This is a genomic window from Janthinobacterium aestuarii (assembly GCF_046113285.1).
Taxonomy (GTDB): Bacteria; Pseudomonadota; Gammaproteobacteria; order Burkholderiales; family Burkholderiaceae_D; genus Janthinobacterium.
The window spans coordinates 5,544,551-5,568,888 of sequence record NZ_CP142524.1 but is presented as its reverse complement, the minus strand read 5'-3'; the positions used below and the strand labels follow the sequence as shown (position 1 = coordinate 5,568,888).

At 63.7% G+C, this 24,338-nt stretch carries 22 protein-coding genes and 1 tRNA gene; 11 read left to right on the top strand and 12 right to left on the bottom strand.

Annotated elements, in window-relative coordinates; translation table 11 throughout:
* Positions 1 to 65: 65 nt before the first annotated feature.
* The 4 genes from OX462_RS25065 to OX462_RS25050 form a co-directional block, all read right to left on the bottom strand.
* On the bottom strand, positions 66 to 2,453 hold the full coding sequence (locus tag OX462_RS25065; RefSeq protein WP_070292444.1) for a S9 family peptidase: 2,388 nt from the start codon (positions 2,451 to 2,453) through the stop codon (positions 66 to 68).
* A 92-nt stretch (positions 2,454 to 2,545) separates the two neighbouring features.
* Complete coding sequence (locus tag OX462_RS25060) at positions 2,546 to 4,816, bottom strand: putative bifunctional diguanylate cyclase/phosphodiesterase (protein ID WP_409027301.1); 2,271 nt, start codon at positions 4,814 to 4,816, stop codon at positions 2,546 to 2,548.
* A 128-nt stretch (positions 4,817 to 4,944) separates the two neighbouring features.
* Positions 4,945 to 5,334: an energy transducer TonB gene (locus OX462_RS25055; RefSeq protein WP_083287464.1), complete on the bottom strand. Its 390-nt coding sequence runs from the start codon at positions 5,332 to 5,334 to the stop codon at positions 4,945 to 4,947.
* Positions 5,335 to 5,424: 90 nt separating this feature from the next.
* Positions 5,425 to 5,730, bottom strand: a complete 306-nt coding sequence (locus tag OX462_RS25050) for a PsiF family protein (RefSeq protein ID WP_046682222.1) — start codon at positions 5,728 to 5,730, stop codon at positions 5,425 to 5,427.
* Positions 5,731 to 6,007: 277 nt separating this feature from the next.
* On the opposite strand from OX462_RS25050, the gene OX462_RS25045 reads away from it, so the two are divergent.
* The gene (locus OX462_RS25045; RefSeq protein ID WP_070223805.1) at positions 6,008 to 6,547 is read left to right on the top strand and encodes a DUF2058 domain-containing protein; all 540 of its coding nucleotides are present in this window, start codon (positions 6,008 to 6,010) and stop codon (positions 6,545 to 6,547) included.
* Between the two features lie 128 nt (positions 6,548 to 6,675).
* Here the strand turns inward: OX462_RS25045 and OX462_RS25040 are convergent.
* A tRNA-Phe gene (locus OX462_RS25040) sits at positions 6,676 to 6,751 on the bottom strand.
* Between the two features lie 186 nt (positions 6,752 to 6,937).
* On the opposite strand from OX462_RS25040, the gene dkgB reads away from it, so the two are divergent.
* The 9 genes from dkgB (at position 6,938) to OX462_RS24995 (ending at position 17,689) form a co-directional block, all read left to right on the top strand.
* Positions 6,938 to 7,762: a 2,5-didehydrogluconate reductase DkgB gene (dkgB, locus tag OX462_RS25035; protein ID WP_409027300.1), complete on the top strand. Its 825-nt coding sequence runs from the start codon at positions 6,938 to 6,940 to the stop codon at positions 7,760 to 7,762.
* Positions 7,763 to 7,772: 10 nt separating this feature from the next.
* Positions 7,773 to 8,693 carry an LLM class oxidoreductase gene (locus OX462_RS25030; RefSeq protein ID WP_409027299.1) on the top strand — a complete coding sequence of 307 codons (921 nt, stop codon included), beginning with the start codon at positions 7,773 to 7,775 and terminating at the stop codon, positions 8,691 to 8,693.
* Between the two features lie 66 nt (positions 8,694 to 8,759).
* Positions 8,760 to 9,992 carry an FAD-dependent monooxygenase gene (locus OX462_RS25025; protein WP_257218241.1) on the top strand — a complete coding sequence of 411 codons (1,233 nt, stop codon included), beginning with the start codon at positions 8,760 to 8,762 and terminating at the stop codon, positions 9,990 to 9,992.
* Between the two features lie 171 nt (positions 9,993 to 10,163).
* The gene (locus OX462_RS25020) at positions 10,164 to 10,880 is read left to right on the top strand and encodes a DsbC family protein (protein WP_257218242.1); all 717 of its coding nucleotides are present in this window, start codon (positions 10,164 to 10,166) and stop codon (positions 10,878 to 10,880) included.
* A gap of 132 nt (positions 10,881 to 11,012) precedes the next feature.
* Complete coding sequence (locus OX462_RS25015) at positions 11,013 to 11,471, top strand: (2Fe-2S)-binding protein (protein WP_070292451.1); 459 nt, start codon at positions 11,013 to 11,015, stop codon at positions 11,469 to 11,471.
* A 10-nt stretch (positions 11,472 to 11,481) separates the two neighbouring features.
* Positions 11,482 to 13,740 carry a xanthine dehydrogenase family protein molybdopterin-binding subunit gene (locus OX462_RS25010; RefSeq protein WP_409027298.1) on the top strand — a complete coding sequence of 753 codons (2,259 nt, stop codon included), beginning with the start codon at positions 11,482 to 11,484 and terminating at the stop codon, positions 13,738 to 13,740.
* A gap of 13 nt (positions 13,741 to 13,753) precedes the next feature.
* Entirely contained in the window at positions 13,754 to 14,362 is a 609-nt protein-coding gene (locus OX462_RS25005; RefSeq protein ID WP_409027297.1) for a nucleotidyltransferase family protein, read from the top strand.
* A 117-nt stretch (positions 14,363 to 14,479) separates the two neighbouring features.
* A complete protein-coding gene (locus OX462_RS25000) occupies positions 14,480 to 16,300 on the top strand; it encodes a M61 family metallopeptidase (protein ID WP_409027296.1) in 1,821 nt (606 codons plus the stop codon).
* 219 nt (positions 16,301 to 16,519) lie between these two features.
* Positions 16,520 to 17,689 (top strand): GGDEF domain-containing protein, encoded by a 1,170-nt coding sequence (locus tag OX462_RS24995; protein ID WP_409027295.1) that lies wholly within the window; start codon positions 16,520 to 16,522, stop codon positions 17,687 to 17,689.
* Here the strand turns inward: OX462_RS24995 and OX462_RS24990 are convergent.
* The 7 genes from OX462_RS24990 to rpe form a co-directional block, all read right to left on the bottom strand.
* Positions 17,640 to 18,110 carry an energy transducer TonB gene (locus tag OX462_RS24990; protein ID WP_409027294.1) on the bottom strand — a complete coding sequence of 157 codons (471 nt, stop codon included), beginning with the start codon at positions 18,108 to 18,110 and terminating at the stop codon, positions 17,640 to 17,642. The genes OX462_RS24995 and OX462_RS24990 overlap by 50 nt on opposite strands.
* Positions 18,111 to 18,130: 20 nt before the next feature.
* A complete protein-coding gene (gene trpC, locus OX462_RS24985) occupies positions 18,131 to 18,931 on the bottom strand; it encodes an indole-3-glycerol phosphate synthase TrpC (RefSeq protein ID WP_070223789.1) in 801 nt (266 codons plus the stop codon).
* A 34-nt stretch (positions 18,932 to 18,965) separates the two neighbouring features.
* Entirely contained in the window at positions 18,966 to 20,009 is a 1,044-nt protein-coding gene (gene trpD / locus OX462_RS24980) for an anthranilate phosphoribosyltransferase (protein WP_070223787.1), read from the bottom strand.
* Between the two features lie 65 nt (positions 20,010 to 20,074).
* A complete protein-coding gene (locus OX462_RS24975; protein WP_099411734.1) occupies positions 20,075 to 20,638 on the bottom strand; it encodes an aminodeoxychorismate/anthranilate synthase component II in 564 nt (187 codons plus the stop codon).
* A 1-nt stretch (position 20,639) separates the two neighbouring features.
* Complete coding sequence (trpE, locus tag OX462_RS24970; RefSeq protein ID WP_070312617.1) at positions 20,640 to 22,136, bottom strand: anthranilate synthase component I; 1,497 nt, start codon at positions 22,134 to 22,136, stop codon at positions 20,640 to 20,642.
* Positions 22,137 to 22,405: 269 nt separating this feature from the next.
* Positions 22,406 to 23,110 (bottom strand): phosphoglycolate phosphatase, encoded by a 705-nt coding sequence (locus tag OX462_RS24965; protein WP_409027293.1) that lies wholly within the window; start codon positions 23,108 to 23,110, stop codon positions 22,406 to 22,408.
* Positions 23,110 to 23,784, bottom strand: a complete 675-nt coding sequence (rpe, locus tag OX462_RS24960; protein WP_070223781.1) for a ribulose-phosphate 3-epimerase — start codon at positions 23,782 to 23,784, stop codon at positions 23,110 to 23,112. The genes OX462_RS24965 and rpe overlap by 1 nt, the downstream gene beginning before the upstream one ends.
* A 167-nt stretch (positions 23,785 to 23,951) precedes the next feature.
* Between rpe and apaG the strand changes: the two genes are divergently transcribed.
* Positions 23,952 to 24,326 carry a Co2+/Mg2+ efflux facilitator ApaG/CorD gene (gene apaG / locus OX462_RS24955; RefSeq protein WP_070223779.1) on the top strand — a complete coding sequence of 125 codons (375 nt, stop codon included), beginning with the start codon at positions 23,952 to 23,954 and terminating at the stop codon, positions 24,324 to 24,326.
* Positions 24,327 to 24,338 lie beyond the last annotated feature (12 nt).

Below are 24,338 nucleotides of genomic sequence, written 5' to 3'. Positions count from 1 at the left end.
CACCTCAGCGAGTAGGTCGGATTAGCGGCGCAGCCGCGTAATCCGACATTTTTTGTTGATATCGCTTATTTCAACGTACGATTGAACAGCTGATAGATACGGCGGTACTGGTCATACCACGCTTCCGGCTGCACGAAGCCGTGGCGCTCCATCGGGTAGCTGGCCATTTCCCAGTTATCCTTTTTGAGCTCGATCAAGCGCTGCGACAGGCGCACGGAATCCTGGTAGAACACGTTGTCGTCGATCATGCCGTGGGCGATCAGGAGGTTGCCCGTCAGCTTGTCGGCGTATTCGATCGGCGACGAGATTTTATACGCGAGCGGATCGACGTCCGGCGTGTTCAGGATGTTGGCCGTGTACTCGTGGTTGTAGGTGGTCCAGTCCGTCACGGGACGCAGGGCGGCGCCCGACTTGAAGATTTCCGGGGCGCGCATCAGGGCCATCAGGCTCATGAAGCCGCCATAGCTGCCGCCATAGATGCCCACATTCTTGATGTCTCCCTGGTGCTGGGCTGCCAGCCAGTTGGCGCCATCGATGAAATCTTCCAGTTCCGGGTGGCCCATCTGGCGGTAGATGGCCGTGCGCCACGCGCTGCCGTAGCCGAGCGAGGCGCGGTAATCGACGTCGAGCACGATGTAACCCTGCTCCACCAGCAGGTTGTGGAACATCTGTTCGCGGAAGTACACGGGGTAGCGCTGCGTCACGTTTTGCAGGTAGCCGGCACCGTGCGCGAACATGACGATCGGGTAGCGCTTGCCCGCTTCCAGCTGCGCCGGGCGATACAGCTTGGCCCAGATGGGCGCCGCGCCATGCGTGGACGGCACTTGCACCAGTTCCGGCATGACCCAGTTGCGCGCCTTGAAGGCGTCGCTGCGCGTATCGGTCAGGATAGTCGCCTTGCCGCCAGAGACAGAAACCGTGGCCAGCTGGGCCGGCATATAGCTGGTCGAATAGCGCAGCAGCAGCTTGCCGCCATCGGGCGACAGGCCGAAGTTTTCCACGCCTTTCAAACTGGTGACTTCGCGCGCGCCGCCATCCTTGGCCGTGCTGGCACACACTTCATACGTGCCTGGCGCTTGCGGGTTGCACATAAAATAGGCGGTCTTGCCGTCGCGGCTCCATTCGACGGCGCTCACTTCCCATTGCCCGCTGGTCAAGGCGCGCGCGGGTGCGGTGCCCGTTTTCGTGTACAGGTGGGCGTAGCCGCTTTCCTCGGACAGATACCACAGGGTGGCGTTGTCGGGCAGCCAGCCGAATTCCTCGGCGCGGCGGTTGACCCAGGCCGTGTCGCTGATGCGGTGCGCGGGCACGAGGGCGCCGTTGGCCAGGTCGACGGTGGCGAGCCAGCCGTCCTTGTTGTCGATGGCGCGCACGCGCACGGCCGCTTTGGAACCGTCATCGGTCCAGGCGATGCCGTCGCGCTGGGCGTCGATGCGCACGGGGCGGTTGCCTTTCAGCGGCGGCAGCTTCTGTTCGGCGCGCAGGCTGGCCAGCGGGTCGGTGGCGATGCCGGGCAGGCTGTCGAAAGCGATCTCGCGTACCTGGCCCGTGCGCAGGTCCGCCAGTTTCAGGCTTTGCGCGATCGGCATGTTGCGGCCCACGCGCGTGCGCTCGTCGTCCGCTTCCGGATAGCCCGTTTCCGTGACGTAGCGTGCCAGTTTGCCCAGCTTGCCCTTTTCGGCGGCCTTGTCTTGCGTGACGAACAGCAGCCAGCGGCCGTCCGGCGACAGGGCGCTGCCGGAAATCGTCACTTTGTCGCCCAGGTAGATCGGTTCCGGCGCACGCGTGGCGTCCAGGCGGCGCTCTTCGTGACGGCGCTCGCGGCTCGCGTCGCGGTCGTCCTTCTGGCGCGCCAGGTTGACGATCAGGCGCAGCTGCAGCTCGCGCAGGGCGTCCGCTTCCGGCTTGGCGTCCGGGTCCTTGGCCGCGCGCAGCAGGGCGACGGGGGCGCTCAGGCGGTCGGCACGGCTCCAGCTGAACCAGTCGGTGCCGCTGCGGTACTGCACGGCGCCGCCGTCGGCGGAATACTGCGGGTCGCTGATGGCGGAGACGCCCCGCGTGATCTGGATCAAGGCGCCGTTTTTCAGGTCGCGCTCGAACAAGTCGCCGTTGCGCAGCAGGATGGCGCGCGTGCCGGCCCGGTTGACGATCATCTGCTGCCCATCGAGGTTCGCCAGCTGCGCATCGTCGACCCTCTTGCCGCTATTGAGTTTCGCATGCGCGCCCGATACGTGAAACGTGTCGCGCAGGGGCGAGCCGAGGCGTTTTTGTTTGTAGTAAAGCTGGCCATTCCAGCCCCACCATGCCGCTTCGACGGGTGTGCCGATCCAGTCGGGATCGGCCATGGCCTGGTCCAGCGTGATCGGCGTGGGCGCGGCGGGGGAGGGGGCCGCATGGGCGGCGGGCAGCAGAGATAGCAGCAGGAGCGGCAGCAGGGGAAGAACCAGACGCATCGGAGATCGCTTTAATCAAGGGGGATGGTGAAGGTACAGGCTATGAGGCCGGTATTCTAGCGGAGGAGTTTCGTGCAGGAAATGTCGGAAAGCTAAGCTTGATGCCGGGCCAGCCAGCCGGGAAAGTCGTCAAGCGGCATCGGCCGCGCATACAGGAAGCCTTGCAAGCCGTCGCAATCGTGGGCGACGAGGAAGTCGGCCTGCTCCTGCGTTTCCACGCCTTCGGCCACGACGCGCAAGCCCAGGTGGCGCGCCATGGCCAGGATCGCCTGCACGATGGCCGTGTCGCGCGCATCGCGCGGCGTGTCGTCGATGAAGCGCTTGTCGATTTTCAGTTCGTACAGCGGCATCGAGGTCAGGTAGGAAAGGCTGGAATAGCCGGTGCCGAAATCGTCGATGGAAAAGCGGATGCCCAGGTCCGCCAGTTCGCGCATGCGCGCCAGCGAGGCGTCGCGCTGGTCGATCAGCAAGCCTTCCGTCAATTCCAGGATCAGGGCGCCGGCCAGCGTGCCGTGTTCGGCCAGCGCCGCCTGCACGCGGGCGGCGAAATCGGGCTGGCGAAACTGCGCCGGACTGACGTTGACGGACAGGGGGATGGGCTGACCAGCTTGCGCCAGCACCCTGGCGGCGCGGCACGCTTCGCGCAGGGCCCAGTGCCCGAGCTTGACGATCAGCCCAGATTCCTCGGCAATCGGAATGAAGATATCCGGCGCGATATGGCTGCCGTCCGCCTGCGACCAGCGCATCAGCAATTCGGCGCCCGAAACCCGGCCGTGGCGGTCGACCTGCGGCTGCACGTGCATGCACAATTGCCCCAGGTCGAGGGCGCGCGCCAGCGCCCGTTCCAGGGTCAGGCGGCGCTCCACGCCCGCCTGCATGGCCGCTTCAAAGAAGGCGATGCCGTTGCGTCCTTCCGCCTTGGCGCGGTACATGGCGATGTCCGCTTCGCGCAGCAGGTCGTGCGCCTGCTGGCCCGCTTTCGGCAGCAGGGTCACGCCGATGCTGGCGCTGCAATGATAGGACTGCGCGCCGATCTCGAAGTCGCGCGCGATGGCGGCGCGGATTTTCTCGGCCACCTGTGCCGCCGCGCGGGCGGCGCTGTCCAGGTCATCGGCCAGGTGCGCCAGCAGCACGACGAATTCGTCGCCGCCGATGCGCGCCACCGTGTCGGCCTTGCGCATCAGCTGCGCCAGCCGTTCGCCCGCCAGGCGCAGCAGCGCGTCGCCTGTGGCGTGGCCGCGCGCGTCGTTGATGTGCTTGAAGTGATCGAGGTCGATGAACATCAGTGCGCTGATGGTCTGGTTGCGCGGCGCGGCGGCCAGCAGGTGGCCGATGCGGTCCATCAGCAGGCGCCGGTTGGGCAAGCCCGTCAGCACGTCGTAGAAGGCCAGGCGGTGGATGTCCGCTTCCGATTTCTTGCGCTCGTCGATTTCCCGCTCGACGGCCACCCAGTGCGTCTGCCTGCCTTCCGCATCCGTGAAGGGCACCAGTTCCGCTTCGACCCAGTACGCCTTGCCCGCCTTGTTGTAGTTCAGCAATTCCGCCCTGGCCGGCTGGGCACGGGCCATGGCGGCGGCGATGCGCGCCAGTTCGTCCGCATCGGTGGCGGGGCCTTGCTGGAACAGCAGGCTGCGGCCCAGCACCTCGGCGCGCGCATAGCCGCTGCTGCGTTCGAAGGCGTCATTGACGAAGATGATGCGCGTGGCCGATACCGTCCCGGCGCCGGGGTCGGGCGGGCCGTCCAGCACTTCGGCGATCATCACCATGTCGTTCAGACGGGCCAGCGCCGTGGCCGTCAGGCGCAGCTCGGCGTTCAGCTGCGACAAGGCCTGGCTGCTGTCTTCCAGGTGGCGCAGCAGAAAGGCGCAGGACAGGGTCAGCACGGCGGCGATAAACAGGAAGTTCAGGGCCACGATCAGCGCGCGCAGCACGGGAGAGTCGGGCGTGCCCGGCAGGCGCAGGGCGACGTCGGGATGCAGGCCGAGGAAAAAGATGGTCAGCGTGGTCAGGACCAGGGTCGACAAGGCTGGCCGCATGCCCAGCAGCAGTGCCGCCAGCACGGGCATGAGCATCATGTAAATCTGGCTGACGGGACCGATTTTCAGCAGCAGGCCTACGCCCACCAGATAGGCGACGATGAGGAATTGCCACACGCGCCAGCGGTAGGGCATGGCGCGCAGGTGCCAGATGAGACCGATCCAGCCGATGGCCAGCAAGTCGAGGACGACGATGGACCAGATCGCCTCGCTCGCGGCCAGCAGCGCGCTGGGAATGGCCGTGACGATGCCAAGCAGCAGCACCACCTGCAACAGGCGGGTAAAGACCAGGCCGCGCCAGTGCGCGAGATCGCTCGATATCGCCACGCTGCCATCCTTCCCCTGGGGTAAGCTGCCGCCGCGCCGTGCATTACTGCTGAGTAAATATTACGCGCTATCAATCCTCTTGTCATCTTGATCATTGGTCATGATTGCCGGCGTTCAGCGTTGCCGCCTCATTCATTGCTCCATTGGTAGGGCATGATCACCTTGCTGGCGACGGGCTTTCCGTCCAGCGTTTCGGGCTGGAAGACGCACTTGGCCAGCGCATCGCGGGCCGCCTCGTCGAGGGCGGGATAGCCACTGGAGCGGATGACTGCCGCTTCGCTGACCTTGCCGTCTGCCTGCACCGTGAAGTGCAAGGTCACCCGGCCCTGGGCACCGCGCCGTTTCTCGCCCGCGGGCCAGGCTGGCGGCGCGCAGCCGGCCGGCATGCTGGCCGGCACGCGCACGGCCGGTGCCGAAATGGGAGCCGACGTGACCGTGTGACAGCCGACCAGGAGGGTGGCGAGGCAGGCGGAGGCCAGCAGGCTGCTGGCAGAGAAAGGGGACAGGCGATAGGGCAAGGGGGAACTCCAAATGGTGGGAGCAAAAAAAAGCCAGCCTGTCGGCTGGCGCTGTGGGGTGAAGCGCACACGGGCGCTTCGAAGCGGCGCCTATTTCTTCGGTGCGCTCAGACATTCTTTCATGAAAGCCTTGCGCGCGTCGCCCTTCATGTCCTTGGCGTCGACATTGCATGCCTTCATCTTGTTTTGCTGCGTCATGGCCGGCGCCGGCTTGGCGCTCAGGCATTCCTTCATGAAGGTTTTGCGCTCATCGCCTTTCTTGCCGGCGGCATCCGCATTGCAGGTGGTCATTTTCGACTGTTGCGCCGTCTTGGCGACGGGTGCCGCTTCCGGTGCGGCGGCAAAGGCGGTGCTGGCAAACGCGGCAGCGATGCAGAGGGCGATTAATTGTTTCATGGCAAATCCTTTAGACGCAAACGATGGAAGGGGGCATGCAACCGGCTGGAAACTGCCGATATGCAGAACGTAACTAACTATATGACATTTATCAACAAAATTTCCACTCGAGTGTGTCTTTTTGTTACGGACGCCTGCAAGCGCAGTGCCGCACCGGCGCGGAGCTGGCCTGGGCGGCCATTCTGCGGCGGCGGGTGTGCCGTTTTTTGCTATGCTAGCGTCTTTCCACCGGCCGATGCCGCTGCCTTGGCCGGCGCACCCTCAATACGGAGTAGTTATGGTCTCGTTGCAAGAGCAGTTTTTAAAGGCCGGCCTGGTCGACAAGAAGAAGGTCAAATTGGCCAACCAGGACAAGAGCAAGCAGAAAAAGGACGAGCGCAAGAGCGGCACGCAAAGCGTCGACGAGGTGCGCCTGGCCGCGCTTGAGACCCAGCGCAAGAACGCGGAACGCGCGCGCGAACTGAACGCCCAGCGCGATGCGGCCGCCAACCAGAAAGCCATCGTGGCGCAGATCGCGCAAATGGTGCAAAAGAACCGCCAGAGCAAGGGTAACAACGGCGACGTGCCGTATAACTTCACGTTCAACAACAAGATCGAGCGCATCTACGTGACGGCCGCCGTGCAAGCCCACCTGGTGGCGGGCCGTTTGGTGATCGTCTGCCTGGGCGGCGCCGTGGAGCTGGTGCCGCGCATCATCGCCGACAAGATCGCCGAACGCGACCCCGCCATCGTCGTGCGCGTGAAGCAGGCCAGCACGCAAGTGGACGAGGATGATCCGTACGCGGCGTTCCAGATTCCCGATGATTTGATGTGGTAAGAGGGTGATTGCCCGGTGCCGACGGTGCCGGACTGGCGTAACTGCGGGCCGGAAACGGCCCATTTTTATGTGGACTACAAACAAAAACGCCACCCGAAGGTGGCGTTTTTGAACGTGAAACGAATTCTTGGTGGCCCGGGGCGGAATCGAACCACCGACACAAGGATTTTCAATCCTCTGCTCTACCGACTGAGCTACCAGGCCAAGGTGGCGAATTATAGCAGACCAAAACGGGAATGCAAGAGTCAGCTGCGACTTTTCCTGCATTTCCAGGATTTACACTCCGTTACTTGCGCAGGGGTCAAATATGATTTGATATAAACGGTATTTTTCTCAACAAAGGATGGGCGCATAGTGTGGCCATCGTTACTGACTTGAGAGGATTACCGCATGCACGCCACTACCCAACACACCGCCATCCCTGAAATCGGTCTGGGCACCTTCCGCCTGCAGGGGCAGGTCGTCATCGATTCCGTCACCACGGGCCTCGACGTCGGCTACCGCCATATCGACACGGCGCAAATCTACGGCAATGAAGCCGACGTGGGTCAGGCGATCGCGGCCAGCACCGTTGCGCGCGACGAGTTGTTCGTCACCACCAAGATCTGGATCGACAATCTGCAGCGCGACAAGCTGATTCCCAGTTTAAAAGACAGCCTGCACAAGCTGCAGCTGGAGCAGCTGGATTTGACGCTGATCCACTGGCCGTCGCCGCAGGACGCGATTCCCGTGGCCGAGTACATGGCGGCGCTGGCGCAGGCCAAGGCGCAAGGGCTGACCAAGGCCATCGGCGTATCGAATTTCACGAATGCGCAGCTGCGGCAAGCCATCGATACGGTGGGCGCGGCGGAAATCGCCACGCAGCAGGTCGAGATCCACCCCTTCCTGCAAAACCGCAAGGTCATCGAGTTCGCTCGCAGCCAGGGCATCCACATCACGGCCTACATGCCGCTCGCGTACGGTAAGGTGGTCGTCGATCCGGTCATCATGGCGATTGCAGCCAGACACGGCGTGACGCCGGCGCAAGTAGCCTTGAGCTGGTCGCTGCAGCAGGGCTTTGCCGTGATTCCGTCGTCGACGAAGCGCGCCAACCTGGAAGCGAACCTGCATTTCCGGCGCATCACCCTGTCGCCGGACGAGATGGCGCAGATGGCCATCCTGGAACGGGGCGAGCGCCTGGCCAACCCGGACGGCCTGGCGCCGCAGTGGGATTGAGATGGGCGCCATGACAAAGCTGGGACAGGGCGGTTTCAGTATCGGCCTGGAACTGCCGCTCGACAATGACTGGTCGTCCACGGGGCGCCAGGCGCATGCGGCCTGCGGCCGCGTGCCGGGCGAGCCGGACCTGCAACAGCATGCGGCGCTGGCAAAGCTGGCCGACCGCCTGGGTTTCCGGGCGCTGTGGCTGCGCGACGTGCCCCTGTACGATCCGTCGTTCGGCGACGCGGCCCAGGTCTTCGAGGTATTTACGTATCTGGGCTACCTGGCCGGCATCACCGAGAGCATCTTGCTGGGCACGGCCGCCGTGGTGCTGCCGCTGCGCGAACCGGTGCTGACTTTAAAAGCGGCGGCCAGCGTCGACCAGTTGAGCGGCGGGCGTTTGCTGCTGGGCGTGGCCAGCGGCGACCGGCCCGTCGAGTATCCCGTCTTCGGCCGCGATTTCGCGCAGCGCGGTGAGGCTTTTCGCGAGCAGGTGGCCATGCTGCGCGACTGGGGAGATATACGCCTGCCGCCCGGCATCCGCCTGCTGCCCAAGCCGGCCGCACCGTTGCCGCTGCTGGTGGCGGGGCTGGCGCAGCAGTCGCCGGCCTGGATAGGCGCGCAGATGGACGGCTGGCTCGCCTATCCGGGCACGCCGGAAGACCATGCCCGGCGTTCCGCCCAATGGCGCGCCGTGGCCGGGGACGACAAGCCGTATGTCAGCTTCATCCACCTGGACCTGGATGACGATCCGACCTTGCCGCTGCAGCGCTTCCGCTTCGGCGGGCGTACGGGGCGCGATGGCCTGATCGCCGAGCTGCACGCCATGCGCGCGGCCGGCGTGCGGCATATTGGCCTGCAGCTGCGGCAGAACCGGCGCCCGCTGGCCGAGACGATGCAGGAGATCGGCGAATACGTGCTGCCCGTGTTTCATGGCGCCGCTTGACCTGGGGCATGCGTTCTGTACTTCCTGACTAGCTGAAACGGGGGCGGCAAACGCTATAATGACCGCATGAACAGTCCCACTCCCCCCACCATGCGGCGCTTCATGCACAGCCACAGCGACGTTTGCATCGTCGGCAATGGCGCCATCGCGAAAACCACGGCGCTGGCGTTTGCCCAGGCAGGACAAAGCGTCACGCTGTTATCCCCGGCGAACCCTCCGGCACCCACCGCCAGGCCGGTCGAAGCCAGCTGGGATGTGCGCGTGTATGCGCTCAATCATACTGCGCACCAGCTGCTGTCGTCGCTGAAGGTATGGGGCGCGCTGGAGGGCGACAGGGTGGCGCCCGTCGATGCCATGCTGGTCAACGGCGACGGCGCGCAGGCGGGCGGACTCGGTTTCGACGCCTACGGCGCCCATGTGGGCGCCCTGGCGTGGATCGTCGAAGACCGCAACCTGGGCCAGGCGCTGGACGCCGCCCTGAAATTCGCGCCGAACGTCAGCGTGCTGCAGGGCCGCGCCAGCCGCCTGGAATGGACGAACGACTCGGCCATCGTGCACCTCGACGGCGGCGACACCATCACCTGCGCGCTGGTGGTGGGCGCTGACGGCGCTCAATCGTGGGTGCGCGGCCAGTGCGACATCGGTCTCGATTACCGCTCCTACGGCCAGCGCGGCGTGGTCAGCAACTTCGCCTGCGAAAAACCGCACCATGGCGCGGCCCACCAGTGGTTTACGGGCAGCGAAGGCATCGTCGCGCTGCTGCCGCTGCCGGGCGACCGCGTTTCGCTGGTCTGGTCGGCGCCCGATGCGCTGGCCGATACCTTGATGGCCGAATCGGCCGACGCCCTGGCTGCGCGCCTGGCCGCGTATTGCCACGACAAACTGGGTAAACTCACGCCGCTGCAGCCGGAACTGGTGCGCGCGTTCCCGCTGACCCTGATGCGCCCGCACGCCATGGTGGCGCCGCGCGTGGCCCTGGTGGGCGACGCCGCCCACGTGGTGCACCCGATGGCCGGCCACGGCATGAACCTGGGCTTTGCCGACGTGGCGCAGCTGGTCAAGACGATCGGCGAACGCGAAGCGCACCGCGGCATTGGCGACGAGCGCGTGCTGGCCCGCTATGCCCGCGCGCGCAAGGAAGACGTGCTGCTGATGCAGCTGGCGACCGACGGCCTGGCGCGGTTATTCGGCGCCGATCTGGAGCCGTTGCGCGTGGTTCGCAATTTGGGATTAAACTTGCTGGATAAATTACCTGCGCTGAAGCGAAAAATGATCTCGCACGCATTGGGACATCCGTAAATATCAGCGTATCTTAAGATATCGCCGGATAATGGTACTAGTGAAAATTCAAGGTCGCCGCAGCTGGTCTGCGGCGATCGTTTTGTCGAAGAGATAACGACGCCGGTCCAGAGGCCAGTCCCGCCGGGCGTTTCAAGTGGAGAAGTGATAGTGATAACAATGAACAGAAGCATGAGCAAAATCGCCTTGCTGATGGCCTCGGGCCTGATGATGTCGTGCGCCGGCGCGGAAACGCCGACGGAAGCGAGCATCAAAAAGCTGATCGAGCCGCGCCTGGGCGAAGGCGCCAAGGTGGACTCGGTCAAGGAAACCCCGTACGGCGGCCTGTACGAAGTGCGCACGGGCGGCGACATCCTGTACACGGACAAATCCGCGCAATACCTGTTCGTCGGCCACGTCTTCGACGCCAAGACGTCGCAAGACCTGACCAAGGTGCGCCTGGACGAAGTCAACCGCATCAAGTTCTCGGACCTGCCGCTCGATTCGGCCATGAAAACCGTCAAGGGCAACGGCAAGCGCGTGATCGCCGTGTTCGAAGATCCGAACTGCGGCTACTGCAAGCGCTTCCGCCAGAACGCGCTGAAGGAAATCGACAACGTCACCGTCTACACCTTCATGTACAACATCCTGTCGCCGGACTCCATCGTCAAGTCGCGCAATGTCTGGTGCGCGCCGGACCGCAACAAGGCCTGGGATGACTGGATGTTGAACGGCAAGGCGCCAGCCACGGTCGCCGCCACTTGCGCCAACCCGCACGAAAAAATCCTCGCCCTGGGCCAGCAATTGCGCGTCTCGGGCACGCCAGCCATCTTCTTTGCCGACGGCAGCCGCATTCCGGGCGCGGTCGATGCGAAGACGCTGGAACAGAAATTCTCGACCATTAAGTAATCCGGGCTGTCGCCAGGAAGGCTGGACGGCGCGCCCTCGCAAGGCGCGCTTTTTTTTGCGTTTTTTTCCGCTGTCGTATCATCAAGTGTAGTTCGTAGACGCCATAACAATCCAAAAAAGGGGAAGCAGCAGATGATTACCTTGAATATCAACGGACGCGACACGCAAGTCGACGCCGATCCTTCCACGCCCATCCTGTGGGCGCTGCGCGATAACCTGAACATGACGGGCACCAAGTTCGGTTGCGGCGCAGCCCTGTGCGGCGCCTGCACGGTGCACCTCGACGGCCAGCCGATCCGTTCCTGCATCACGCCGATTTCCTCGGTCGGCGCGCAAAAGATCACCACCATCGAAGCGATGGAAAACGACCAGGTGGGCAAGGCCGTGCAGGCGGCATGGGTGCGCCACGACGTGCCGCAATGCGGCTACTGTCAAAGCGGCCAGGTGATGAGCGCGACGGCGCTGCTGCGCACCAACAAGTCGCCCAGCGATGCCGACATCGACGGCGCCATGAGCGGCAATATCTGCCGCTGCGGCACCTATCAACGGATCCGCGCAGCCATCAAGGACGCGGCCAAGACCCTGGCCTGAGGAGAGCGACATGCGTATCGAATGGTTGAATCAGGAAGCATTGCAGCATGGCGCAGTGACCTTGGGCACGGCGCTGGCATCGGCGCCGGTGGCCGATGGCGTCTCGCGGCGTGGATTCATGAAGGCCGGCGCGGTGGCCGGCGGCGGCTTGATGCTGGGATTTTTCCTGCCCGGCGCAGGCAAGCTGGCGCAGGCGGCCGATGCCGCTCCCGCCAAGCCCGTGTATGCGCCGAACGCCTTTTTGCACATCGCCCCCGATAACACGGTCACGGTGCAGGTGAACCGGCTCGAATTCGGCCAGGGCGTGCAAACGAGCTTGCCCATGCTGATCGCCGAGGAACTCGACGCCGACTGGAGCCTGGTGCATGGCGCACTGGCGCCGGCCGGCGAGCAGTACAAGGATGCCGCCTATGGCATGCAGATGACGGGCGGCTCGGGCAGCATCGCCCATTCGTTTACGCAGTACCGCGAAATCGGCGCCAAGGCGCGCGCCATGCTGGTGGGCGCCGCCGCCGCGCAGTGGAAAGTCAATCCCGACCAGGTACGGGCCGCCAAGGGCGTGCTGTATGGCCCCGGGGGACAAAAGGCGACGTATGGCGAGTTTGCCGACGCGGCCATGCGCCAGCCCTTGCCCGCCACCGTCAAACTGAAGGACCCGCGCGAATTTTCCATCATCGGCAAACCCGTGAAACGCCTGGATGCGGCCGCCAAATCCACGGGAAAACAGCAATTCGGCATCGACTTCAAACCGCCCGGCGCGAAGGTGGCCATGGTGGCGCGTCCGCCCGTGTTTGGCGCGAAGGTGGCGAAATTCGACGCCAGCAAGGCGAAAGCCATCAAGGGCGTGCTGGAGGTATTGGAAGTGAAGACCGACCGTGGCGGCAGCGGCGTGGCCGTCATCGCCGACGGCTACTGGCCCGCCAAGCAGGGACGCGATGCGCTGGTGATCGAGTGGGACAGCAGCGCCGTGGAAAAGGTCAGCAGCGACCAGCAACTGGCCGCCTTCAAGGCGCTGGCCAGGACGCCGGGCACGGTGGCGCGCGCATTTGACGTCGCCGCACTGGCCAAGGCGCCGAAGAAGATCGAAGCCGTCTACGAATTCCCCTACCTGGCGCACGCGCCGATGGAGCCGCTCAATTGCGTGGTCGACCTGCAGGCCGACAAATGCACGATGTGGGTCGGTTCGCAATTCCAGACGGGCGACCAGGCGGCGATTGCCGCTACTTCCGGCCTGAAACCCGAGCAGGTGACCCTGCACACGATGATGGCGGGCGGCGGCTTCGGCCGGCGCGCCGTGCCCTCGTCCGACTACGTGGTCGAAGCCGTCAACGTCGCCAAGGCGTACCGGGCTGCGGGCAAGAGCGGTCCATTAAAGCTGATGTGGAGCCGCGAGGATGACATCAAGGGCGGCTACTACCGGCCGTCGCATGTGCACCGCGCGCAGATCGGCCTCGACGCCAAGGGCAAGATACTCGCCTGGGACCACACCATCGTGGGCCAGTCCATCATGGCCGGCACGCCGTTCGAAGCGTTCATGGTGAAAAATGGCGTCGACGGCACCATGGTCGAAGGCATGGGCGAGCCGTACACCTTGCCGATGAAGCTGTCCGTGCATACGGCCAAGGCGAACGTGCCCGTGCTGTGGTGGCGCTCCGTCGGCTCGACGCATACGGCCTTCGTCATGGAAACGCTGATCGACGAGGCGGCGCACGCGGCGAAGATGGACCCCGTCGCCTACCGCAAGCAGCTGATCGACGCCAGGCACACACGCCACATCGCCGCGCTGGACCTTGCCGTGGCCAAGTCCGGCTATGGCAAGAAGAAGCTGCCGAAAGGGCAGGCCTGGGGTGTGGCCATGCACGAGTCGTTCAATTCCGTCGTCGCCTACGTGGTGACAGCGTCCGTGGTGGAGGGGGCGCCCAAGCTGCACCAGGTGTGGGCGGGCGTGCATTGCAACCTGGCCGTCAACCCCTTGACGATCGAGGCGCAAGTGCAGGGCGCTGCGCTGATGGCGCTGGGCATGACCATCCCCGGCGCGGCCATCACGCTCAAGGATGGCGCGGTGGAGCAGCAGAACTTCGGCGACTACCCCGTGCCGCGCATGCCCGACATGCCTGTGATCGAGGTGCACCTGGTGCCGTCGGGCGATGCGCCGACGGGCATGGGCGAACCGGGCGTGCCGCCGCTGGCGCCCGCCTTCGCCAACGCGCTGTTCGCCCTGACGGGCAAGCGCCTGCGCAAGCTGCCGTTCGACCTGGCGGCCGCATGACGGCAGCGGCTTTTTGAGTACGGTCGGCATCTTGCTGGCAGCCGGAAGGGGACGCAGGTTCGACCCTTCCGGCGTACAGAACAAATTATTGCAGCCGCTGGCCGAAGGCCCGCATGCGGGCTTGCCCGTGGTAGTGGCAGCGGCCAGGAACATGCTGGCGGCCCTGCCGCGCGTGCTGGCCGTGGTGCGCGCCGACGATACGCAGGTGGCGCGCGTGCTCGGTGCGCTGGGCTGCGAGGTGCGCGTCTGCCATGACGCCGATACGGGCATGGCCGCGTCGCTGACCTGCGCCATCGATCACGTGCGGGGCGCGCCGGGCTGGCTGATCGCCCTGGGCGACATGCCTTTCGTGGAAGCGGCTACAATCGCCGCCTTGTCGCAAGCCGTCGGCGATGGTGCGCACATCGCCGTGCCCGTGTTCCAGGGACGGCGCGGCAATCCTGTCGCATTCAGCGCCTTTCACTTGCCGCTTCTGCTGGCGCTCGATGGCGACCAGGGCGCGCGCAGCATCGTCAACAGCCATGCCGTGTGCGAAGTGACAGTGGACGACGGCGGCATCTTGCGCGATATTGATACCCCTGACGATTTGTCGCCGGTGCCTGGCGCGCCCGGGCGATTGTAGAACATCCATGCCAGACACGAGGAAAACATGAAGAAAGCACCGATTCAAAAAATCACCGCCAAGGCGGGAGCCAAGGCAAGCGGCAAAGCCACAAGCAAAGCCGCGGCGAAAACCGCAGTGAAAATCGCAGTGAAAACCACGCCGACCGCCGGCATCATCTACAGCATCGCCGCCGCTGATCTGGCTGGCCACATGTTCAAGGTGACGTTGACCGTCAAGTTGCCAGCCGCCATCGGCCAGGTCCTGTCCTTGCCGGCCTGGATCCCGGGCAGCTACATGATCCGCGAATTTTCGCGCAACATCGTCAGCATCCGCGCCGAGTCCGAGGGCAAGGCCGTGGCGCTGACCAAACTGGACAAACATTCGTGGCAAGCCGCCCCGTGCAAGGGCCCATTGACGGTCGAATACGACGTCTATGCCTGGGACCTGTCCGTGCGCGCCGCCCACCTGGACCAGAATCACGGCTTCTTCAACGGCACCAGCGTGTTTTTGCGCGTGCTGGGCCAGGAATCCGATGCCCATGAAGTGCATATCGTGCAGCCCAAGGATGCCGCCTGCAAGACCTGGCGCGTGGCCACTACCCTGCCGGAACTGAAGGCCAAGCGCTATGGCTTCGGCAGCTACCAGGCGGCCAACTACGATGAACTGATCGACCACCCGGTGGAAATGGGCGACTTCGCGCTGGCCACCTTCACCGCATATGGCGTGCCGCACGATATCGTCGTCACGGGCAAGGTGCCGAACCTGGACTTGCCGCGTTTGTGCCGCGACCTGAAAGCCATCTGCGAAACGCAGATCGCCTTTTTCGAGCCGAAGACAAAAAAAGCGCCGATGGACCGCTATGTGTTCATGACCATGGCCGTCGGCGACGGTTACGGCGGTCTCGAACACCGCGCCTCGACGGCGCTGATCTGCGCGCGCGCCGACCTGCCGACGACGGCCTCCAATAGCACGGAAATCGGCGACGGCTACCTGAAATTCCTGGGCCTGTGCAGCCACGAGTACTTCCACACCTGGAACGTCAAGCGCATCAAGCCGGCCGCCTTTGCGCCGTACAACCTGCAGGCGGAAAGCTATTCGCCGCTGCTGTGGCTGTTCGAAGGCTTTACCAGCTATTACGACGACCTGATGCTGGTGCGCGCTGGCCTGATCGACGAGGCGGCCTATTTCAAATTGCTGGGCAAGACCGTCAACAGCGTCCTGCGCGGCAGCGGCCGCACCAAGCAAAGCGTGGCCGACTCCAGCTTCGACGCCTGGGGCAAGTACTACCGCCAGGATGAAAACGCGCCGAACGCCATCGTCAGCTACTACACCAAGGGTTCGCTGATCGCGCTGGCTTTCGACCTGACGATCCGCACCAAGACGAATGGCGCAAAATCGCTGGACGACGTGATGCAGGCGCTGTGGCAGCGCTATGGCCGTGATTTCTACAAGGGTAAAGCGCGCGGCGTGACGCCGGCCGAAGTCGAAGCCCTGTTCGACGAGGTTTCAGGCACGCGCATGAAACCGTTCTTCGAGCGCTACATCCGCGGCACGGACGACGTGCCGCTGGCGCGCCTGCTGGCGCCGTTCGGCGTGAAATACAGCGACGCGCGCAAGGCGGAAAAAGCCAGCCTGGACGTCAACCTGGGCCGCGACGGCAATGACGCCAGATTGGCGCAGGTGCACCAGGGCGGCGCCGCCCACGTGGCGGGCCTGTCGGCGGGCGACGTGCTGGTGGCCGTCGATGGCTTGCGCGTGACGGGCAACCCGGCGAACCTCGACACCTTGCTGGGCCGCTATGCCGTCGGTGCCAAAGTGACGGTGCACGCCTTCCGCCGCGACGAGTTGATGACGTTTGCCGCCGTTCTGCAGGGCGACCGCGTGCCCGGTGTCAGCTTGGCCCTGCTGCCGGCGACAAAGAAAGCCACGGGGCCGAAGCGTCCTAGCGCGGCATGATGCTGTTTGTCATGCAGTAAGACAGAAAACCGGCCTCACTGGCCGGTTTTCTATTTCAGGCAGCAATGTCTCAATGTGACGCCTCCCCTGAAATTGGCGTATTGCCATCATATTTACTGCAAATGAACTAATTTTTCTTTAACTAAACTAAAATTGCCGAACTGATTCTTTTCGACCGCGCCCAACGTGCAAACCCTCGATCCTCGAACGATTATGCTGATGACGACCCTGATGTGCGGGGCGATGAGCGTCGTCATGTTCTCGGTGTACCGCAGTTTCCGGCGCGAGGTGCATGGCCTCGGACATTGGGCGGCCGGTTTGCTGCTGCTGGTATGCGCGTCCTTGCTGTTCGGCACCCGCGAGGTGCTGCCGCAGGCATTGTCCATAATCGCGGCCAATGCGGCGCTGGTGGCCGGCATCGGCCTGTCGATGCTGGGCACGGAGAAATTCTTTGGCCTGGCGCCCAGCCGCCGCGCCTATCTGCTGATACTTGTCCTGGCCATCGCCGGCAATTGCTGGTGGTTGCTGGCGCACCCCGATTTCTCGGCGCGCGTGGCGCTCTTCTCCCTGCTGGTCTTCCTGTTTTATGCGCGGCAGGTGCAACTGGTGTGGCGTCATGGCGAACGCCATTTCTCGAGTTTTTTCTTTGGCGCGCTGATGCTGCTGCAAGCCGTCGTGGTGCTGGCGCGCGGCGTGTCGGCCTTGCTGCATGGCGGCGCCAGCGTGAACCTGACGGTGGCCGGCACGCCGGCCGGCATCTATCTGGCGGTTGCCAATTTCATGGCGCTGCTGCTGACGGTGGGCTTCATGACGGTGGCGACGCGGCGTCTGCAGCAGATACTGGAGCGCCGCTCGACCCACGATCCGCTCACGCAGGTGCTGAACCGGCGCGGCTTTGGCGACGCCTATGCGCGCGAAATCGGCAATCTGCGGCGCCGCCGTTTGCCGCTGACATTGCTCAGCATCGACCTCGATTACTTCAAATTGATCAATGACCGTTACGGTCACGCGGTGGGCGACCAGGTATTGGCGCATGTGGCCGCCGTTATCAAAGGCGCCCTGCGCGAATCGGATTGCGTGGCGCGTTTCGGCGGCGAGGAGTTCGTCGTGCTGATGCCGGATATGCCGGTGCATAACGCGCTGGGCGTGGCCGAACGCATCCGCGCCTTGCTGCGCGAGCCCAGTCATGCGGGGCTGCCACCGTGTACGGTCAGCATCGGCGTCGCTTGCCAGGCATCGGTGGTGGAAGGGCTGGAACAGTTGCTGTCGCGCGCCGATGCGGCCCTGTACCTGGCCAAGGAGCGTGGACGAGACCGCATCGAACTCGATGCTTGTGCGTTTATTGAGGACCGGACAATGTCCGCAGCTGGAACCGGTACTGCTCGTTGAAGAGGAAAGTTTCGGAAAAATCGAAGGTGCGGGCGTGGCGGCGCATCAGGTGTGCGGCCGGCGGAAAGAAGACCTGCACGCGCCGCACGGCGGCCAGCGCGGCGGCCGATGCTTCGCTGTCGCGCGAACGGTGCACGTGCACGCTTTTCAGTTCGCCATCGGGACCCACGCTCAGGTCGAGCACGACGATGGCCGGCAGCATGGGCGGCAGGCGCCCGCTGAACGTGTATTCTGCGTTGGCCGCCATGATCTGCTGCGCCACCAGCGCCTTGTAGGCATCGATGCTGGCGGCGAGCTGTATCGCGGCCGGCGTGCGAGGGGGCGTGGGCGTGGGCGTGTGCGTGGGCGCCGTTGGCGGGGGCGCAGTCTGGCAAGCCGACAGCAGGGCAGCAGTGGCAAGGATGATGATCGCGTGTCTCATGTCTGCCAGACTACCATGGTTTAACTGAACAGGCGTTCCAGCTCCACGCCGGGGTCTGGCGCGCGCATGAACGCTTCGCCCACGAGGAAGCTGTGGATGTGCGCATCGCGCATGCGTTGCACGTCGGCCGTGCTGTGGATGCCCGATTCCGTGATGATCAATTTGTCTTGCGGGATGCGCGGCAAGAGATTGATGGTCGTGTCGAGCGACGTTTCGAACGTGCGCAGGTTGCGGTTATTGATGCCGATCAGCGCACTCTTGAGTTTCAATGCCGCCGTCAGTTCTTCGCCGTCGTGGCTTTCGATCAGCACGCCCATGCCCAGTTCGTGGGCGCACGCTTCCATCTCGGCCATCAGGCCATGGTCGAGCGCCGCGACGATCAGGAGGATGCAGTCGGCGCCCATGGCGCGCGCTTCATAGATTTGGTACATGTCGACCATGAAATCCTTGCGCAGCACGGGAATGGCGCAGGCGGCGCGTGCCTGCTGCAGATAATCGACGGATCCCTGGAAGAACTGTTCGTCCGTCAGCACGGACAGGCAGGCCGCGCCATGCGCCGCATAGCTGGCGGCGATGTCTGCCGGACGGAAGTCGGCGCGGATCACGCCTTTCGACGGTGACGCCTTTTTGACTTCGGCGATGATGCCGGGCTTGCCGGCGGCGATGTGCTGGCGCAGGCTGGCTTCAAAGCCGCGCAGGCCGGCACGCAGGGCGCTGTCGCTTTCCACGTCGCCGCGCAGGCTGGCCAGGCTGCGGCGGGCTTTGGCCTTGGCCACTTCATCGGCTTTTACGGCCAGGATTTTATCGAGTATGTCGGACATGATGGTTGCTATTCTATCAAGGAGGGCGGAGGGCTTACGCTTGCGGCGGGGTACCCAGCTGCTGCGTCACGCGCACGAACTGGTCGAGTTTCGCCAGCGCGGCGCCCGAACTGACGGCGGTGCGCGCACGCGCCAGGCCGTCTTCGATCGAGCTGGCCACGCCGGCCGCGTACAACGCCGTGCCCGCATTCAGGGCCACGATGTCGGCGGCGGCACCAGGCTCGCCGCGCAGCGCTTCCATCATCTTCGCTTTCGATTCGATGGAATCGGCCACCTTCAGATTGCGGCTGGCGATCATCGACATGCCGAAGTCTTCGGGATGGATTTCATATTCGCGGATCTCGCCGTTGATCAATTCGCCCACCATGGTGGCCGCGCCCAGCGACACTTCATCCATATTGTCGCGGCCATACACGACGATCGCATGCTGTGCGCCCAGGCGCTGCAGCACACGCACCTGGATGCCGACCAGGTCGGCGTGGAACACGCCCATCAGGATGTTCGGCGCGCCGGCGGGATTGGTCAGGGGACCGAGGATATTGAAGATCGTGCGCACGCCCAGCTCCTTGCGCACGGGCGCCGCATGCTTCATGGCCGCGTGGTGGTTCGGCGCGTACATGAAGCCGATGCCCGTTTGCGCGATCGACTGGGCGATCTGCTCGGGCTGCAGGTTGATGTTGACGCCCAAGGAATCGAGTACGTCGGCGCTGCCGGACGAGGACGACACGCTGCGCCCGCCATGCTTGGCCACGCGGGCGCCCGCCGCCGCCGCCACGAACATCGAGGCGGTGGAAATATTGAACGTGTGCGCGCCGTCGCCGCCCGTGCCGACGATGTCGAGCAGGTTGGTGGTGTCGGCCATGGGCACCTTGGTGGAAAACTCGCGCATCACTTGCGCGGCGGCGGCGATTTCGCCGATGGTTTCCTTTTTCACGCGCAAGCCCATGGTGAGGGCCGCGATCATGGTGGGCGACATTTCGCCGGACATGATCTGGCGGAACAGGTACAGCATTTCGTCGTGAAAGATTTCGCGGTGTTCGATGCAGCGCAGCAGGGCTTCTTGTGGGGTGATCGGCATGATGCTTCCTTCTTCAATGATGGCGCAGGAGGACACTGATGGCACGCCGTGGCGTGCGCATGGAATCAGCGCTCGAGGAAATTCTTCAGCAGGGCGTGGCCGTGCTCCGAGAGGATCGATTCAGGGTGGAATTGCACGCCCTCGATATCGTATTCCCGGTGGCGCACGCCCATGATTTCGCCGTCGTCCGTCCACGCCGTCACTTCCAGACAGGAAGGCAGCGAGGCGCGTTCGATCGCCAAAGAGTGGTAGCGGATCACTGTGAAGGGGCTGGGCATGCCTTTGAAAACGCCCACGCCCGTATGCGCGATGAGGGAAGTCTTGCCATGCATGACTTGCTTGGCGCGGATGACCTTGCCCCCAAACGCTTCGCCGATGGCCTGGTGGCCCAGGCATACGCCCAATATCGGCTTCTTGCCGGCGAAGTGCTTGAGCACGTCCACCGAAATGCCCGCCTGTGCCGGCGCTTTCGGGCCGGGTGAGATGCAGATGCGGTCCGGGTTCAGCGTCTCGATTTGTTCGATCGTGATTTCATCGTTGCGGTAGACCCGCACGTCTTCACCCAGCTCGCCGAAATACTGCACGATGTTGTAGGTGAAGGAGTCGTAGTTGTCGATCATTAGCAGCATCTTAAAACCCTCCATCCAGGCCATCTTGCACTTGTTCGGCGGCACGCAGTACGGCGCGCGCCTTGTTTTCAGTTTCCTGCCATTCCATTTCGGGGATGGAGTCGGCCACGATGCCGGCCGCGGCCTGCACATACAGCATGCCGTCCTTGACCACGCCCGTGCGGATGGCGATCGCCACGTCCATTTCGCCGCCAAACGACAGGTAGCCGCAGGCGCCGCCGTAGATGCCGCGCTTGGTGATTTCCAGTTCGTCGATCACTTCCATGGCGCGCACTTTCGGCGCGCCCGTCAGGGTGCCGGCGGGGAAGGTCGCGCGCAGCACGTCCAGGTTCGACAGGCCCTCCTTGAGGGTGCCTTCCACGTTCGAGACGATGTGCTGCACATGCGAATACTTTTCGATGACCATGCGGTCGGTGACTTGCACGCTGCCCGTTTCCGCGATGCGGCCGATGTCGTTGCGCGCCAGGTCGATCAGCATCACGTGCTCGGCGATCTCTTTCGGATCGGCCAGCAGCTCGGCCGACAGCTCGGCGTCGCGCTCGGGCGTGGCGCCGCGCGGACGCGTGCCGGCAATCGGACGCAAGGTGACTTTCTTGCCGCCGTCCGCCGTCTTCTCATTGCGCACCAGGATTTCCGGCGAGGCGCCGATGATCTGCATGTCGCCGAAATTATAGAAGTACATATACGGCGATGGATTGAGCGAACGCAAGGCGCGGTACAGGGTCAGCGGCGAATCGACATACGGCTTGCGGATGCGCTGGCCGATCTGCACCTGCATCAGGTCGCCCGCCATCACGTATTCATGCGCCTTGGCGACCGCCTTCAGGTAGTCTTCCTTGGAAAAATCGCGGATGGTTTCCGTGCGCACGGACGCGCTGGTGACGGGCGCATCGACGCCGCGGCGCAGCATCATGCGCAAGTCCTTCAGGCGCTGCTGTGCTTTCGAAAACGATTCGGGCTGCGCCGTGTCGGCGTAGACGATCAGGTACAGCTTGCCGGACAGATTGTCGATGACGGCCAGTTCTTCCGTCACCATCAGCTGGATGTCGGGCAGCTTCAAGTCATCTTTCGGCGCGCCGCCGGCCAGCTTTTTCTCGATGTGGCGCACGGTGTCGTAGCCGAAGTAGCCGGCCAGGCCGCCGCAGAAGCGCGGCATGCCGGGGCGCAGGGCGACCTTGAAGCGCGACTGGAATTGTTCGATGAAGTCGAGCGGATTGCCTTCGTGTTCTTCGATCACGCTGCCGTTCTTGACGATTTCGGTGCGTTTGCCGTAGCTGCGCAACACGGTCGTGGCGGGCAAGCCGATGAAGGAGTAGCGGCCGAAGCGTTCGCCGCCGACGACGGATTCGAGCAGGAAGGTGTTCTTGCCGCCGTGTTGGGCCTGTGCCAGTTTCAGGTACAGGGTGAGCGGGGTTTCCAGGTCGGCGAACGCTTCCGCGATCAGGGGGATGCGGTTGTAGCCTTGCTGGCCCAGCGATTTGAATTCGAGTTCGGTCATGTTTCTCTCCATGCCGTCAGGGTATGAGTGTGCATAGTGCACAAACCCTGCGGTGGGTTATCAAAAAACTTGCCGGTACATGGAACTTGCGCAAGAGGCGCAAAGGACGCGTGTGCAGCCGGCAGCAATCGTAACGGCTCGGCCCTTAAGCCTGCCAGGATTGCCAGCGTCGCCAAAGCCAGGCCTCAATCGAGCCGGTTTGGGTGACATTGTGTTTTTTGATGAGAAACGTGTTCACGATATGGTGTTGGGTTTGGTCAGTATGCCGCTTAGTTTTGCATGCCAATAAAACGTGCTGCTTCGAGCAGTGTCTTTACTATACCATCGGAATCGGTATCGTGTATAGAGTGTCCGTGATTGTAGCCATACGGTACCGTCAATACGGGGCAAGCCGCAGCCCTGGCCGCTTGCGCGTCATTCGAGGAGTCGCCGATGGCCACCACTTTGGCGGGCGGCAGGTCGAAGTCCGCGCACACTTGCAGCAGCGGCATCGGGTGCGGTTTTTTCTTCGGCAGCGAATCGCCGCCGTAGACGATCTCGAAATACTGGTCGAGGTTTTTCAGTTTCAGCAGGGGCAGGGCAAAGGCGATCGGCTTGTTGGTGACGCAGGCCAGGCGCAGGCCCGCCACCTTCATCGCCGCCAGTCCCGCTTCCACGTCCGGGTACAGGGTGCTGAACTGGCCGTTGATGGCCAGGTAGTGGCGCTGATAGCCCTCCATCGCCTGCTCGAAACGCTGTTCCACGCCGGCCGCATCGAAGTCGAGGGCCAGCACGGTGCGGATCAGGTTTTCCGAGCCTTTGCCCACCATCAGCTTGATGGCCTCGGCGCTGATGGGTGCCAGATCCAGTTCGGCGCGCATGCCGTTGATGGCGACATGAAAATCGGGCACGGTGTCGAGCATCGTGCCATCGAGGTCGATGATGGCGGCGCGCACGCCGGCCAGTACGTGGTCTTTCACCGTGCCCGCTTGCATCAGGCGCCCTTGACGGATGCCAGCTCGGCGCGCATGGCGTCGATGACGGCCTTGTAGTCCGGCTTGCCGAAGATGGCCGAGCCGGCGACGAAGGTGTCGGCGCCTGCTGCTGCGGCGGCGGCGATGTTGTCGATCTTGATGCCGCCATCGACTTCCAGCATGATGTCACGGCCCGATTCGTCGATCATGCGGCGCGCTTCGGCGATTTTCTTCAGCGCTTGCGGGATGAAGGACTGGCCGCCGAAGCCCGGGTTGACCGACATGATCAGGATGATGTCGATCTTGTCCATCACGTGTTCCAGGTAGTGCAGCGGCGTGCCCGGGTTAAAGACCAGGCCCGATTTGCAGCCATTGTCGCGGATCAGCTGCAAGGAACGGTCGACGTGATCCGACGCTTCCGGGTGAAAGGTGATGATGTTCGCGCCAGCCTTGGCGAAATCCGGGATAATGCGATCGACAGGCTTGACCATCAGGTGGACGTCGATCGGTACTTGCACGTGCGGGCGGATCGCTTCGCACACCAGCGGGCCGATGGTCAGGTTCGGCACATAATGGTTATCCATCACGTCGAAGTGGATGATGTCGGCGCCGGCGGTAACGACGTTGCGCACTTCCTCGCCGAGGCGGGCAAAGTCGGCGGACAGGATGCTGGGAGCGATACGGAATGTTGTCATGGTGGCTAAAGGCTGAGAGTAGAAAATGCGAAGATGCGCTATTTTACGCTTGACGCCGGTACCATGCTTCATTGAAGGACCGTGAAACACAGAATACGCATCGCGCGATGGTCAATGCGTCGCGCGCGACACACAATACGACTGGCAATGTCTGAATAGGAATGACGATGGCGACTTATGAATTTACGGTAACGGTCAAGACGCAATATCTGCCTGAACAATCGGCACCGGACCAGGGGCGGCACGTGTTCAGTTACACGATCCGCGTCGTCAACACGGGCACGGCTGGCGCGCAATTGATTTCGCGCCACTGGCTTATCACGGATGCGAACAACAAGGTGGAAGAGGTGCGCGGTCTGGGCGCCGTCGGCCACCAGCCGCTGCTGCAGCCGGGCGAGCAGTTCGAATACACGAGCGGCACCATGCTGGGCACGCCGCAAGGCTCGATGCGCGGCGAATACTTTTGCGTGGCAGAAGACGGCCATCAGTTCGAAGCTTTGATTCCCGAGTTCGTGCTGTCGGTGCCGCGCACCCTGCATTGACGCAACGCCGGG